Genomic DNA, 13,459 nt, shown 5'->3' on the forward strand with positions numbered 1-13,459 from the left:
CTTGTACGTCGTTCTCGGACCTGGTCTTGGCATCTCAAACACTCCTGAAGGGTTAGTTCAGGGTGTCCACTAAACCGTGGGAACTATCAATTCTCATTTCAACGGCCTGTTAGCGCGAGACAGGGACGTCTCGCCCGAAAATCAAACATGCAAGTGTTTGATTTTCGTGAGCAACCGAAAACCACGCTTTTCGGTTGCGACGTTGAAAAGGCCATGGATGGGCCTTTTTCAACAAACTGCTAGGCAGCGCCCTGCTTCTCGGCACGCTTGCGCCGCTGTTCCCGCGGGTCCGCAATCAGGCCCCGGTACAGCTCCACGCGATCACCGTCTTCTAGCACGCGCGACCAGTCGACCCGTTCGCCAAACACGCCGACGGGCGTCTCGCCAATGGATATTTCGGGAAACTCGGTGCGGATCCGGCTCTTGCTCACGGCATCGGCCACGTTCGCGCCGTCCGGCAATTCCACGACGAGCATGAGCTGGCGCTCGGGCAGCGCGTAGACGACCTCGATCCGCATCAGCCGTAGACCACACCCGCCCGGCGCACGAAGGCATCGACCATCGCCTCGACCAGGCTGCGAAACAGCGGCGCGAACGCGGTGGCGAGAAACCGGCTGGAGAACTCGAATTCCAGGCTCAGGGTCACCTTGCTGCCCTGCCCGCCGACCGGATCGATCTGCCAGTAGCCGTCGAGGCGCGAAAACGGGCCGTCGACCAGTTCGATGTCCATGCGACCCGGCGGACGGATGCGGTTACGCGTGGTGAAGTGCCGACGGATCGGGCCCTTCGCGACGTCGATGCGACCGACGACCTCCTCGGCTGTGCGCGAGAGCTGCCGCGAGGCGACGCAGCCCGGCAGGAACTCGTGGTAACGATCCACGTCGGCGATCAGTTCGAACATCTGCTCCGGCGTATGGCCGACCAGTGCGCTGCGCAGGATGCGTGGCACGAATTCAGATCAGGCCAATGGCGTGCAGGAACACCAGCAGCACGGCGAACGGCGCCACATAGCGCGCGAGGATCATCCACATGCGGTAGCTGATCTCGTGGCCGGCCTGGTCGAATTCCTGCTGGCTGACCCGCGGCGAGAGCACCCATGAACTGAACACGGCGATCAGCACGCCGCCGAGCGGCAGCAGGATATTCGCCGTCACGTAGTCGAGCAGATCAAATATCCCTTTGCCGAACAGGGTGTGTTTTTCCCAGAGATTCAGCGAGAGCAGCGCGGCGACACCGATCGTCCAACTGATCAGGCCCGCGATCGAGGTCGCCTGCACACGGGTGAGGTCGAACTTCTCGACCATCCACGCGGAAACCGGTTCGAGCAGGGAGATCGCCGAGGTCAGTGCCGCGAACACCAGCAGCGCGAAAAAGCCGACCGCGAACACGCTGCCGCCCGGCATCTGGCCGAATGCGACCGGCAGTACCTTGAAGATCAGGCCCGGCCCCTGGGTCGACGCGAGTCCGAATCCGAACACCAGCGGAAAGATCGCCAGCCCGGCGAGCACGGCAACGACTGTGTCGGCCGCGGCGATGATCAGCGACATGCGCGGGATGGACGCGTCACGGTCCAGATACGAGCCATACATGAGCATCGCGCCCATGCCGAGGCTCAGGCTGAAAAACGCCTGACCCATGGCATCGAGCACCGAGCGCGCGGAGACCTTCGACCAGTCCGGCGAGAACAGATAGTCGACCGCGGCACTGAAATCACCCGTGTTCGCCGCATAGCCGACCAGCAGCACCAGCAGGATGAACAGCGCGGGCATCATCCAGCGCACGGCGCGTTCCAGGCCCGCCTCAACGCCTCGCGCGACGATGAACACGGTCAGCGCCATGAAGATCGTGTGCCAGGCGAGCAACCGCTCGGGATCGCCCACCAGCGCACCGAACATCGCATTGGCGGCCTCGAGGCTGATGCCCTGAAACACACCGGCGCTGGCACGCACGGCGTAGGCCAGGGTCCAGCCCGCGACCACGGCATAGAACGACAGGATCAGAAAGCCCGACAGCGTGCCCATCCAGCCGATCGCGACCCACAGCCCGGTCTTGCCCTCGGCGGCGGAGATCTCGCGCAGGGCGTTGATCGGGCTCATGCGCCCGCGCCGGCCGAGCATGACCTCGGCCATCATGATCGGGATGCCGATCGCCAGCACGCAGGCGAGGTAGATCAGCACGAACGCGCCGCCGCCGTTCTCGCCGGTGAGATACGGAAAGCGCCAGATGTTGCCGAGCCCGACGGCCGACCCGGTCGCCGCGAGCACGAACGCCCAGCGGCTGGACCACTGCCCGTGCATGGTGCTTGCCATCGTCAAATTGCTCCGGCCTGAGAAACCACGGCCATTCTCGCCAAATCGAAGCGGGTCGAACAAGCTGGCTGATCGTTGCGGCCGGGGCGGCGGGTACAATTCCGCGATGGGAACCGCGAACGAAAAGAAGAAGGGTGCGGGTGGATCCACCATCGCGCTGAACAAGCGGGCGCGCCACGAGTACTTCATCGAGGAGCGCTTCGAGGCCGGACTCGCCCTGACCGGCTGGGAGGTCAAGGCCCTGCGCGCTGGACGCGCACAGATCAGCGACGCCTACGTGCTGCTGCGCGATGGCGAGGCGTATCTGTTCGGTGCGCACATCAATGCGCTGGCGTCGGCCTCCACGCATGTCGAAACCGATGCACAGCGCACCCGCAAGCTGCTGCTGCACCGGCGCGAACTCGACCGTCTGACCGGTGCGGTGGAACGCAAGGGCTACGCGCTGGTCGCGCTCGCGCTGTACTGGAAGGCGGGCCGGGCGAAGATCGAGATCGGCCTCGCCCAGGGCAAGAAGCTGCACGACAAACGCGAAACCGTGCGTGACCGCGACTGGGCGCGCGATCGCGAGCGGCTGCTAAAGCACAAGTCGCGCTGAGCGTTCAACCCAGGCCATCCGCGCGGTTGCATGCCGCGCGCCTGAACCACTGCCAAGTGCCTGTCCACGCTATGGCTGAGCAGGCTGTTGAGATTCTCATTTCAACAGTCTGCTCTAGCGAGACAGAGACGTCTCGCCCGAAAATCGAACACACAAGGGTTTGATTTTCGTGAGCCACCGAAAACCGCGCTTTTCGGTTGCGATGTTGAAAAGGCCATGGACGAGCCTTTTCCAACAACCTATTAGGGCTGCAACGCTGCGCCAAGCGTGGCGCGAACAGGCCAACCTGCCACGACGCGCTCAGCCCGCCGCGCGATACGGCACGGACGCGGCCCGGCCATGGGCTGCGACCCCGTCGACGAAAAATCCCTGCGCCGCGTGGAAGCGGTGTTCACGCACCATTTCGAGCAGCTCCCGCGTTTCAACGCCTTCGGCGACGGTGCGGTAGCCGCAACCCCCGACGATGTCCACGAGCTGTTGCACGATCCAGCGCTGGCGGTTCTCGGAGCCCAGCTGCCGGACCAGCGACGAATCGAACTTGACGATGTCGACGGGCATGTCGGCGAGATAGCCTAACGAGGAGTATCCCGTGCCGAAATCGTCGAGGGCGACGCGCCAGCCGGCCTCACGCAGCCGCTCCAGCGAGCGTGCGGCGACATCGAGCTGTGGAATCAAAACGGATTCAGTGATTTCGACCAGCATCGGCCGGCGCATCTGGCCGACGAGTTCGATCAGCATGGCCTCGACCTGGTCGTCGAGCAGTCCTGGACCGCTGATGTTGATCCCAACTCCGACGCCGTCGGGCAGTGCGCCGGCCCTGAGGTCCGAACTCACCCGCGCGACCACGGCACGGTCAAAGTCGACCTCCAGACGCCGTGCCGCGATCACCGGCATGAAGTGGTCGGGCCGATAGCGCCGGCCCGCGTGGTTCAGCCTGGCCAGCGCCTCGTGATAGTGGATGCGCGAATCGTCCAGCTGCAGGACCGGCTGATACTCCATTTCGATGTGTGCCGGATCCGCGATGGCATCGTAGATCGCCGTGCCGATATCGCTGGCGACCAGATGGCTGCCGCCACTGCTTTCGAGTTCGTGCGAATACTCGCAGACCGGCGGACGACCGGGCCGTTTCGCCGCGAACATCGCGATATCCGCGCGGGCGCGCAGTTGCGACAGCGCATCGCGATCGCCGGCCGGCGCCGCCGCGATGCCGACACTGAGCCGTACCGGCTCAAACACACCCTGGGAGACGAAATCCAGCGCGCGCACGGCTTCAAGGCATTGCTGCGCGATCCGCAGCGTCTGCGGGCCATCAAGGTCGAACAGCAGTGTGATGAATTCGTCGCCACCGAGCCGGTACAGGCGACCACGCTGATCCAGCGCCGCATCAATCGCATTGGCCAGGGCGCGCAGCAGCGCGTCGCCGACATCGTGGCCGTAGGTGTCGTTGAAACTCTTGAAGCGATCACAGTCGAACAGCATGCACTGCACGATGGAAAACCGGTCGTTGCGTCCATCCAGCAGTTCGAGATAGTCCTCCTCGAACGCGCGCCGGTTGTGACAGATGGTCAGCTCGTCGCGGTAGATCATCTCGCGCAGTTCGACGTTGGCGCCGGCGAGGTCGCGTTGCGCCCGATCGAGCCGCGCGTGGTAATCGAGCATCGAGCGACGCACCTTTTCGAGTTCCGCCAAGGGCAGTTCCGCGCTGCGATGGAGCATGTCCTCGGTACTGCCGCCCAGATTCAGGGCATCGATCTGACTGGATAGCCGGCGTGCGGGCAGCACGACGAACCAGCGCAGCAACAGGGCGAAGATGACGCCGGCTAGCGCAACTGCGGCGCCGATCTCGATGATTGAGCGGACGACGACGTGTGTCACGTCGCGCCCCTGGGTGTGTGCGCGCGGGACGAATTGGGTGTTGGCAGCGAGTTCGGCCACCGCCAGCGACACGTCCGGCGCAAGCACGACGCGCAGCGAATCCGCATCGATGTAGTCGAAGCGGCGCAGCGAACGCAGGGCGTCGATCACGGGTGCCTGAACCACGACCCAGCCGATCGCGGCGCCGTCCGGACCCGTCAGTTGACCGGCGTCGATGAATTCCGCCACGCCGCGTGCAAGGCGCACGCGCGGAAACGGAATCGAAAGATCGATCTCCGAGCCGGGCGCGCGGACGCCCTTTTGCAGAGGCTGGCCGGTCGCGGAGTACAGCTCCACGTTGCGTATCCAGTCCGGTGTGCGCCAGGTCGCCATCGCCCGGCTCTCGTGCCAGTAGGCGTAATACACCGGGTCGGCGAGTTGCTGGCGTACCTCGTCCCAGGCCAGCAGTTCGGCAACGGCATGACTGCTGCGCCCGGTCAGTTCTTCGATCGCCGAACGCAGTTCCGCACGCTGTACCGCCTGCTGATCGGCGCGGGCCTGACGTTCGACCTCATCCAGCCGCTGCGTGATCAGCAGCCACAGCGCAGCCACGAGCAGCACCAGTATCGCGACAAAGCCGGCCACCAGGGTGGTGACCGACAGGCGCTTCTCCCATGGTCCGCTGTCGTGACTCAGTTACGTTCTCCGCTGAGCATGGACAGGACCGTGTCGTGCAGTTCGAACTCGTGGCTGGCGTCGAAGAAATGGTCCGCGCCGGGAATCACCGTTGCGTTGGCACCGCCCGCAGCCAGGCGCTCGGCCCAGTCCGGACCGACCCGCCCGTCGTCCCCGGCCATGATGACATCCACGCCCACCCCGGGAATCGACAGCAGCTTCAGGAGATCGGCGACGGTCCAGTCCGCGTACGACAGGAAACTTTCCGGCGTGGCGACCAGCCGGTCGCAGAACGACAGCCGATAACGGAACAGACTCTCCGCGCGGCGCCCCATGCGCGCCGAGGCAGCCCCGCGCAGCGCCAGAAAGCCCGGCCGCTCGGTCTCGACCCGCGGGTCGATCAGGCTCAGCAGAATCAGACGCGAAACCCCCTGTTGCGGTTTCCCTTCCATGAACTTCAGCACGTTGAGAGAACCGAAGCTGTGGCCGATCAGCACGACTTCGGCATGCCCGCGCGACCGTAGCCAATCGACCCAGACACCGATCTCGCGGGAGTCCGCACCCAGTTCGTGGGCATGAATGGCATCGCAGGCAAGGCTCTGGCGACGATCGGATACGCGCAGCGAAAGATTCGGTGTGAGTACCGAATGGCCCGCCTCGGCGAGCGTCTCGGCGAGTCTTGTGACCGTTGGGAACGAATAGGTCTGATACAGGCCGTGAACGATCACGACTGCCGGTCGCGCCGTTCCGCGCCCCCAATGGGCGGCGTTCGCCCGAATGCCGGCGGCGACCTCGAGATTGACGATCTCCTGCGCACGCGCGGTCCCGTGCCAAGTGTTGGCAGCGAGGACGAACAGCACGACGAACCACGGTGCAGGGCGTTTCACGATCGTCGCAGGCGCAGGCAGAGTCAATGATTGATCCATCAACGATAGCGCAAAACCCGCGGTTGCGGGGCCGACGCCGCCCGGCCGGCCGCGGACGACGCGATGGAACTGTATATATAATCAGTGGATGCCGACCACCGCTCGACCCACCAAAGGCCGCGGCGCAACCGCCAATCCGGCCAGCCGCTACCGGATGACCGCCGTGGACCCGGTCGATGACGGGTGGCCAGCCGCGGACTCGCCGGAGGCATCCGTCAGAACGACCGTGACGGCCGATCCCGCCCGTTCGGTGCTGAGCTTCAACACCTCTCCCGATGTACCGTTCGACCGGTCCGTCAATCCGTATCGGGGCTGTGAACACGGCTGCATCTACTGCTACGCGCGGCCGTCCCACGCCTGGCTGGAGCTTTCCCCGGGCCTCGACTTCGAGACCCGGCTGTTCGCCAAACACGATGCCGCCAACGTACTCGCGGCGGAACTGCGCCGCCCCGGCTACCAACCCGCGCCGATTGCCCTGGGTGCAAACACCGATTGCTGGCAGCCCGTTGAACGCGACCTGCGCATCAGCCGCGCAGTCCTGGAACTGCTGCACGACTGCGGCCACCCCGTCACGATCGTCACAAAGTCCAGCGGCATCGAGCGCGATGTGGATCTGCTCGCGGCCATGGCAGGGCGCAATCTCGTACACGTCGCCGTCAGCGTGACGACGCTCGACCCCGAACTCGCGCGTCGCATGGAACCGCGCGCCGCCGCGCCATGGCGACGGCTCGAAACAATCCGGCGACTGTCACAGGCCGGCATTCCGGTGCACGTACTCGTGGCGCCGGTCATTCCCGCGCTGAATGAGCCGGAAATCGAGTCAATCCTCGAGGCTTGCGCGCAATCTGGCGCTGCGGCCGCCGGCTACGTGACGATCCGGCTGCCGCTGGAGGTCAACACCCTGTTTGCGCAATGGCTCAACGAGCACTACCCGGACCGTGCGCGGCGTGTGCTGCATGGGATCGAATCCCTGCATGGTGGCCGGCGCTACGACCGGCGTTTTGGTCACCGCCAGCGTGGCAACGGCGAGCGCGCGAAAATCATCGCAAAAAGGTTCGAGATCGCAATGCGTCGCCATGGTCTGGGGTCGGAACTGCCGCGACTCGATCTCGGCCAGTTCCAGCCTCCGCCCGCGTGCGGCGATCAGCTGAACCTGTTCTAGGGCCTGCGTCGGCTGCCTATTCGGTGCGAGCCTTCGCCCGTCGCCACGCGGCATCCACGGCAAGCGGATCATCAACGTCGAACGGCGCGGCCTTGCATTGCGCCTCAACCGCGCGTGCGCGTTGCTCGAAACGCATATTGGCCGCGCGCAGCAGGGCCTCCGGATCATGTCCCGCCCAGCGCGCCATGTTCACCATCGTAAACAGGATGTCGCCAAGTTCCCGCCCTTCTGCCGCGGCATCATTCGCCGCACCGAGTTCGGCCAACTCCTCGTCGAGCTTTTCGCGAACCTCAGCCGCGCTCGACCAGTCCAGCCCGAGCCGTCGGGCGCGCTTTTGCAGCTTCGCCGCGCGGGTCAGCGCCGGCAGCGAAACCGGAATGTCGGCAAACAGGGAGGCATCGCCGCGCTCTGCGAGCTTGAACGCTTCCCAGCGTTCGGTCTGCTCGTTGGCATCGGCAACCACATCGTCGCCAAACACGTGCGGATGGCGGCGGCGCATCTTCGTGACGATCGCAGCGACGACATCGGCGAATGCAAATGTGCCCTGCTCTTCGGCCAGCCGCGCGTGGAAAACCACCTGAAACAGCAGGTCTCCGAGTTCCTCGCGCAAGGCGTCAGGATCACCGCGTTCGATGGCGTCGGCAACCTCGTAGGCCTCCTCGATCGTATACGGCGCGATGCTGGCGAAGTTCTGTTCGAGATCCCACGGGCAACCGCCTTCGGGATTGCGCAGGCGCGCCATGAGGTCCAGAAGTTCGGTGATCGGCATGGACGGAAACCGGGCAGAAGCGTGGTACTGGATACCATCGCTGGGCGACGACCGCAAAACGGCGACGCGGGCGCCCGCGTCGTTTTGCAACGCACGCTAACACGCGAGAGACAGGATGTCAGGCCCACTGAACACCCCGGTGGAGCCTGCGTTGCTGAACGCCCGCCGTCACGTCAGGGCAAGATTCAGAGCCCCCGCTGGATCGGGTCAGACACAAGACGGTGCTTCAAGCGGTGAGTGCATGCAGCGGAGGACGCCGCGGGGCGCGGGCATTGGCGGCGCGCACCTGCTCGCAGATCCGGGCCTGCTCGTCTTCACCCAGCGCAAACAGCTGGCGCAGGCTGGTGATACGGTTCGCCGCCAGAACCGATGCGAGCACATCGCCATCAAAGCCCGTGCCAGGCAGGCGCCGGCGGACGATCAGATACAGTAGATTGCAAAGTGCCTCATCGGGTGCTGCGGCCATCGCGGTGCTTCCTCCGGTTGAATTCGTCTTGTATGCCACCAAGTTATCCGCCGTTTATGACACGGTGGTGACAGTTATCGTTCCAACCTTATGAAAAGAAATGAACTTTTTCAAGGGCCGCCGGCACTTACGCGGCGCGGTCCGGATCACATGGCCCCCGTCTCGGACCACCTGCGCAAATGACCACGACGCTGGCCAACCGCGGCGGCACGCCGCCGATCGTACTGGGGCTGGTGATCGCGAACGTCGCGGTATTCGCGCTACAGATGTTCGCCGGGGTGGGTTTCACGAAGGCGTTCGCGCTGTGGCCCTGGGTCTCGGTCAGCAGCGGGGCCGGGGGCGTCGGGCCGACCCTGTTCGCGCCGTGGCAACTGGTGACCTATGCGTTCTTGCACGGCGGCCTGCTGCATCTCGCCTTCAACCTGTACGGGCTGTGGTTCTTCGGCCAGCATATCGAGGCGGTCTGGGGTGCGCGCCGGTTCGCGATCTTCTATGCGGTGTGCGTGATCGGCGCGGGGATCGTGCAGCTCATCGTCGCCACCAACAGCGGCGAGCTCTATCCAACGGTTGGCGCGTCCGGCGGGGTCTTCGGAGTGTTGCTGGCGTTCGGGCTGATGTATCCGAATGCGCGGCTGATGTTGCTGTTTCCACCAGTGCCGCTGCAGGCCAAGTACTTCGTGCTGATCTACGCGGGGCTGGAACTGTGGCTCGGGGTCACGGGCACCGCCGAAGGCGTGGCGCATTTCGCGCATCTGGGCGGCATGCTGTTCGGCCTGCTGCTGATCGTCTACTGGGGAACCTTGGGGAGGCGCTGATCGGTCCGTGCGGGATTGCCGGCTGCGCGTCCCGGCGCCCCAGATAACGCTGAACAGATCAGCGCCAGACCCGCGCGACGTCAGTGGTGCGTGTGCGAGACCCGCGGTTCGACATCCAGCGGCGTCTCCTCGACGACCGCACCGCGCCGCACGCGTTTGCCGATGACCACACAGGCGCGTGCAAAGGCGTTCTCGGCCTCGGCGGCGCACCAGTCCCACTCGTGTCCTGAACCATGCACGGCAGCATGCCAGTGGGCGGTGATCCAGACCTCGCCAAGGCGCAGTTCGACCGTCCAGTCATGCCAGGTGGTGCCGTCCGGATCATCGTCCTCGACGAATTCCAACTCCACCAGGCGACAGAGGTTTCCGGTCAGCGCGTCCTCGGTGGAGATTTCGGACAGCACCAGTTTCGGATCAACGCAACTCTCCCAGCCGGTGTGGACCGAGTGGGCGGTCGTATACAGCGCGTGAATCAGGCCACGCGGGCTGATGCTGACGTGCAGCAGGGCATCCCAGTCCGGGTCGAGTTCGGATTCGGGGTCTTCTTGCAGTTCCATGATCTGAATGGGCGAAAGCGGGGCTGCCAGCGTCAGCAGGCATGATCACACGTCGGCGCCGACGCGGCAATGACAGGCGTGCAGTCGCGCCCGCCCACGGCCAGCGCCGAAACGAAAGACGCCGGCCGCAGGCCGGCGTCGTCGTCGGTGGTCACGCCGGCGCCGTTGCGGGCGGGCCAGCCCGGATGCCTACTGGGCGCTGAGATAAGCGCCCATATTCGCGACATCCGCGTCGGAAAGCATCGAGGACATCGCCTGCATCGTCCCATTCTTGCGCGTTCCGCTCTTGTAGTCCGCCATGGCCTGGGTGAATGCGACCGCGGGCATTCCGGCCAGCGGCGGGTTGGACGGGGCGGCGCTCTTTCCACCCGGGCCGTGACAGCCCGAACAGCCCTTGCCGTTGTAGGCGGCCTCGCCGGCGGTGGCATCACCGGCGATGACCGGGACGGCGAACGAAACAAGCGCGCCTGCGAGCGCGGCTTTGAAAATGGCCTTCATGGGGGATCCTCGTCTGGTTGGGTGATGCGTGGCGGAGACCCCGCCACGTTGCTGCAGTTTTGACTGCACCGGCACGGGCTCATTGGGCCGGGCGGTCGGAATTGATGATTGTTTACAACTAAAACTCTGATCAATTCAGAGTTTCCCGTGGCACAGGGACGTGCCACCATTTTCAATGTGCCTAAGCCATTGAAAATATAAGAAAACGAAAAACCGCGCTTTTTCGGGCTCAAAGCTCTGTTAATCCAGGATGGATTAATCAGAGCTTCCCCAAGCTCTGATGCCGGCAAGCCAAGCTGCCGCAGGCATGAAAACAAAAGGGGTGGTCACCTCGCATTCTCCAAATCGCGCAGGCCCGCAGCCATGGAAAACGGTGGCACATCCCTGTGCCGCTGGAAACGCCTGACTGGATCAGGGTTTCGATCGGGCATGCGCGTTACAGATCGCCGTTTACGCCCGCGCCGACGATGCTGTAGATGTTGTTGCGAACGGTGGCACCCAGGCCCTGAAGCTCGCCGGGCAGCGCCACCTGTCCGAGCATCTGGTCCATGTTCAGCGTGATCAGCCAGTTCTTGCCGTCCTTGTCCTCGACCAGGGCGATGCGACATGGCAGAAAGCTCGCGAAAACCATGTCGTGTTCGACCATGCGTTTGGCGATCAGCGCATCGCAGAACTGATAGATTTCCATGCGCCGGGCGTCCTCGCCCATTGCCTTGACCTGTTCGGACAGCGGCATGTGCGCGACCAGCTTGAAGTTCAGCGTGTTGGCACGCAGCTTCATGGAATCAATCGCATCCTGCGCACTGATGCCGTCGGCGAGCGGACACTGGATCACCGACAGTTCGCGCATCTGACAGCTCTCGGGTAGCGCGATCATCTCTTCTGCAACCACGTTGGTTGCGGCGGCACCCAGCAGGACGGCCGCAATCAGTGCATTTTTCATGGGATACAACTCCTCCTCAGGGTCGTGAATTCTTGAATTTTGGGCAGCCGAGTGTAGCAGAGCCGCCACGCACTACGACCGCAGATCAACACACGCCGACCCGCCGGGCAGGCGTTTCACACAGTGGACGACCGCCGACCGTCAGGTCGCAATCCGCAATGCAACCCAGACCAGCCCGACGATCAGCGCGATGAACGCGACCGTAAACACAATGCCGACCACAATGAACTGGCCGGCGCGGCCGCGCTCGAAGTCCCGGCGGCGCTTTTCGTCGCTCTGCACGCCAAACCACGCGGAAACGACGCTGGCGAAGACCTGCAACAGGGTGGGTGGGGACTCAGGGGCCTTTGACATGCCGACATTCTAACAGGCGATTGAAATTCTCTTTTCAACGGCCTGTTAGCGCGAGACTGGGACGTCTCGCCCGAAAATCGAACATGCAAGTGTTTAATTTTTTTGAGCAACCGAAAACAGCGCTTTTCGGTTGCGACGTTGAAAAGGCCATGGATGGGCCTTTTTCAACAACCTGCCAATTCAACCAGGCGCCCGCTGACCGGGTTCGAGCCTGCCGGGCGGCGGACCGCCCCGCGAAAGCAAACCTCTCTCCCACAGGCCAGCGCCCCCCCCGCCCGGTCGCGACGGCCGCCGTTGCACACGCAACACACCGACGTGCCATCGGTTGCCTGCCGCACGGTCCCGACCGACACGGCGACGGGCAATGAGCTAGACTCGGACTCCCGACCACCGCCCGCTCCGCGCCCGGGGCCGCGCGTCGGCAGAACATCGCCGGAACACGTTTTCACAAGGAGCAGCCAGGCCATGCCCAATGCCGTCATCATCGACGACCAGGCGACCAGTCGAATGATCATCGAGGAACTCGTGCGCAGCATCGGCAACGACGTCGTTCCGGTCGTGTTCGAGAGCCCGTCCGAGGCACTCGCCTGGATCAAGGGCAACCCCACCGACCTGATTCTGGCCGACTACAAGATGCCCGAGATGGACGGCGTGCGGTTTTGTTACTGGCTGCGCCAGATTCCGGGCTGCGCGGACATCCCGATCATCGTGATCACCTGTGTCGAGGACCGCTCCGTGCGCTATCGCGCGCTGGAGGCCGGCGCGACGGATTTTCTGACCAAGCCGCTGGATCATCACGAATGCCGTGCGCGCTGCCGCAACCTGCTGGCGCTGCGCCACCAGCAGAAGATCGTCAAGGAGCGCGCGCGCTGGCTGGAGCGGCGCGTCGAGGAATCCACCGCCGAGTTGCAGGTGCGCGAATACGACACGCTTGCGCGCCTGGCGCGCGTCGGCGAGTACCGTGACGAAACCACAGGCAACCACGTTCTGCGCATGGCACGCATCGCGCGCCTGATTGGCGGTGAGCTCGGGCTGAGCGAGACGGAACTCGACATCCTCGAGCGGGCGGCCCCGCTGCATGACATTGGCAAGATCGGCATCCCGGATGCGATCCTGCTCAAGCCGGGTCCGCTGACTGACGAGGAGTGGGTGATCATGCGCAAGCACAGCCGGATCGGCCACGAGATTCTCAAAGGCAGCCCATCGATCTATCTGCGCACCGGCGCGGAAATTGCGCTCCGGCATCACGAATGGTTCAACGGCCAGGGCTACCCGGACGGCCTGCGCGGTGAGGAGATCCCCCGTTATGCGCGCATCGTCGCGGTCGCCGATGCGTTCGATGCGCTGACCAGCGAGCGCCCGTACAAGCGCCGCTGGCCGGTAGAGGACGCACTGAAATTCATCAACGAGGAGCGCGGCCGGCGGTTCGATCCGGAAGTCGTCGACGCCCTGAACGCCCGCACCGCGCAGGTGATCGGCGTGATGCACGAGTATCCGGACCACCCGGCCGCCGGCATCGGCAAACTCGCACGCTAA

At 64.4% G+C, this 13,459-nt stretch carries 15 protein-coding genes; 4 read left to right on the top strand and 11 right to left on the bottom strand.

Translation table 11 applies throughout. The annotated features are described in order from the left end of the window. Positions 1-239: 239 nt before the first annotated feature. Genes KDG50_01560 through KDG50_01570 form a run of 3 tightly spaced genes read right to left on the bottom strand, consistent with a single transcriptional unit; the run spans position 240 to position 2,315 of the window. Positions 240-518, bottom strand: coding sequence for an RnfH family protein (locus KDG50_01560; protein ID MCB1864090.1), 279 nt, complete (start codon positions 516-518; stop codon positions 240-242). Further along, positions 518-901 carry a type II toxin-antitoxin system RatA family toxin gene (locus KDG50_01565; GenBank protein ID MCB1864091.1) on the bottom strand — a complete coding sequence of 128 codons (384 nt, stop codon included), beginning with the start codon at positions 899-901 and terminating at the stop codon, positions 518-520. Before KDG50_01565 ends, KDG50_01560 begins: the two co-directional genes overlap by 1 nt. Positions 902-953: 52 nt before the next feature. Further along, a complete protein-coding gene (locus KDG50_01570) occupies positions 954-2,315 on the bottom strand; it encodes a sodium-dependent transporter (protein ID MCB1864092.1) in 1,362 nt (453 codons plus the stop codon). 100 nt (positions 2,316-2,415) lie between these two features. On the opposite strand from KDG50_01570, the gene smpB reads away from it, so the two are divergent. Then, positions 2,416-2,904 (top strand): SsrA-binding protein SmpB, encoded by a 489-nt coding sequence (gene smpB / locus KDG50_01575; GenBank protein MCB1864093.1) that lies wholly within the window; start codon positions 2,416-2,418, stop codon positions 2,902-2,904. Positions 2,905-3,204: 300 nt separating this feature from the next. On the opposite strand, the gene KDG50_01580 is transcribed toward smpB, so the two are convergent. After that, on the bottom strand, positions 3,205-5,403 hold the full coding sequence (locus tag KDG50_01580; protein MCB1864094.1) for an EAL domain-containing protein: 2,199 nt from the start codon (positions 5,401-5,403) through the stop codon (positions 3,205-3,207). Between the two features lie 47 nt (positions 5,404-5,450). Beyond that, positions 5,451-6,320, bottom strand: a complete 870-nt coding sequence (locus tag KDG50_01585) for an alpha/beta fold hydrolase (GenBank protein ID MCB1864095.1) — start codon at positions 6,318-6,320, stop codon at positions 5,451-5,453. Between the two features lie 127 nt (positions 6,321-6,447). On the opposite strand from KDG50_01585, the gene KDG50_01590 reads away from it, so the two are divergent. Further along, the gene (locus KDG50_01590; GenBank protein MCB1864096.1) at positions 6,448-7,521 is read left to right on the top strand and encodes a PA0069 family radical SAM protein; all 1,074 of its coding nucleotides are present in this window, start codon (positions 6,448-6,450) and stop codon (positions 7,519-7,521) included. Positions 7,522-7,537: 16 nt separating this feature from the next. On the opposite strand, the gene mazG is transcribed toward KDG50_01590, so the two are convergent. Next, on the bottom strand, positions 7,538-8,290 hold the full coding sequence (gene mazG, locus KDG50_01595) for a nucleoside triphosphate pyrophosphohydrolase (protein ID MCB1864097.1): 753 nt from the start codon (positions 8,288-8,290) through the stop codon (positions 7,538-7,540). 226 nt (positions 8,291-8,516) lie between these two features. Then, positions 8,517-8,756 (bottom strand): hypothetical protein, encoded by a 240-nt coding sequence (locus KDG50_01600; protein MCB1864098.1) that lies wholly within the window; start codon positions 8,754-8,756, stop codon positions 8,517-8,519. A 179-nt stretch (positions 8,757-8,935) separates the two neighbouring features. Here KDG50_01600 and KDG50_01605 point away from each other — a divergent pair, with 179 nt between their 5' ends. Continuing rightward, entirely contained in the window at positions 8,936-9,571 is a 636-nt protein-coding gene (locus KDG50_01605) for a rhomboid family intramembrane serine protease (protein ID MCB1864099.1), read from the top strand. Between the two features lie 80 nt (positions 9,572-9,651). On the opposite strand, the gene KDG50_01610 is transcribed toward KDG50_01605, so the two are convergent. The 4 genes from KDG50_01610 to KDG50_01625 all read right to left on the bottom strand — a co-directional run bounded on the left by KDG50_01610 (position 9,652) and on the right by KDG50_01625 (position 11,923). Continuing rightward, complete coding sequence (locus tag KDG50_01610; GenBank protein ID MCB1864100.1) at positions 9,652-10,128, bottom strand: hypothetical protein; 477 nt, start codon at positions 10,126-10,128, stop codon at positions 9,652-9,654. 189 nt (positions 10,129-10,317) lie between these two features. After that, positions 10,318-10,626, bottom strand: a complete 309-nt coding sequence (locus tag KDG50_01615) for a cytochrome c (protein MCB1864101.1) — start codon at positions 10,624-10,626, stop codon at positions 10,318-10,320. Positions 10,627-11,062: 436 nt separating this feature from the next. Further along, a complete protein-coding gene (locus tag KDG50_01620; GenBank protein ID MCB1864102.1) occupies positions 11,063-11,569 on the bottom strand; it encodes a DUF302 domain-containing protein in 507 nt (168 codons plus the stop codon). Between the two features lie 141 nt (positions 11,570-11,710). Continuing rightward, positions 11,711-11,923: a DUF2970 domain-containing protein gene (locus KDG50_01625; GenBank protein MCB1864103.1), complete on the bottom strand. Its 213-nt coding sequence runs from the start codon at positions 11,921-11,923 to the stop codon at positions 11,711-11,713. Between the two features lie 465 nt (positions 11,924-12,388). On the opposite strand from KDG50_01625, the gene KDG50_01630 reads away from it, so the two are divergent. After that, positions 12,389-13,459 (top strand): HD domain-containing protein, encoded by a 1,071-nt coding sequence (locus KDG50_01630; protein ID MCB1864104.1) that lies wholly within the window; start codon positions 12,389-12,391, stop codon positions 13,457-13,459.

The organism is Chromatiales bacterium (assembly GCA_020445605.1).
Taxonomy (GTDB): Bacteria; Pseudomonadota; Gammaproteobacteria; order JAGRGH01; family JAGRGH01; genus JAGRGH01.

What these genes read in the sequence shown, in the direction of transcription:
- KDG50_01560 (MCB1864090.1), bottom strand. Translation starts at nt 518, where the DNA reads ATGCGGATCGAGGTCGTCTACGCGCTGCCCGAGCGCCAGCTCATGCTC.
- KDG50_01565 (MCB1864091.1), bottom strand. Translation starts at nt 901, where the DNA reads ATGTTCGAACTGATCGCCGACGTGGATCGTTACCACGAGTTCCTGCCG.
- smpB (MCB1864093.1), top strand. Translation starts at nt 2,416, where the DNA reads ATGGGAACCGCGAACGAAAAGAAGAAGGGTGCGGGTGGATCCACCATC.
- KDG50_01590 (MCB1864096.1), top strand. Translation starts at nt 6,448, where the DNA reads ATGCCGACCACCGCTCGACCCACCAAAGGCCGCGGCGCAACCGCCAAT.
- mazG (MCB1864097.1), bottom strand. Translation starts at nt 8,290, where the DNA reads ATGCCGATCACCGAACTTCTGGACCTCATGGCGCGCCTGCGCAATCCC.
- KDG50_01600 (MCB1864098.1), bottom strand. Translation starts at nt 8,756, where the DNA reads ATGGCCGCAGCACCCGATGAGGCACTTTGCAATCTACTGTATCTGATC.
- KDG50_01605 (MCB1864099.1), top strand. Translation starts at nt 8,936, where the DNA reads ATGACCACGACGCTGGCCAACCGCGGCGGCACGCCGCCGATCGTACTG.
- KDG50_01610 (MCB1864100.1), bottom strand. Translation starts at nt 10,128, where the DNA reads ATGGAACTGCAAGAAGACCCCGAATCCGAACTCGACCCGGACTGGGAT.
- KDG50_01615 (MCB1864101.1), bottom strand. Translation starts at nt 10,626, where the DNA reads ATGAAGGCCATTTTCAAAGCCGCGCTCGCAGGCGCGCTTGTTTCGTTC.
- KDG50_01620 (MCB1864102.1), bottom strand. Translation starts at nt 11,569, where the DNA reads ATGAAAAATGCACTGATTGCGGCCGTCCTGCTGGGTGCCGCCGCAACC.
- KDG50_01625 (MCB1864103.1), bottom strand. Translation starts at nt 11,923, where the DNA reads ATGTCAAAGGCCCCTGAGTCCCCACCCACCCTGTTGCAGGTCTTCGCC.
- KDG50_01630 (MCB1864104.1), top strand. Translation starts at nt 12,389, where the DNA reads ATGCCCAATGCCGTCATCATCGACGACCAGGCGACCAGTCGAATGATC.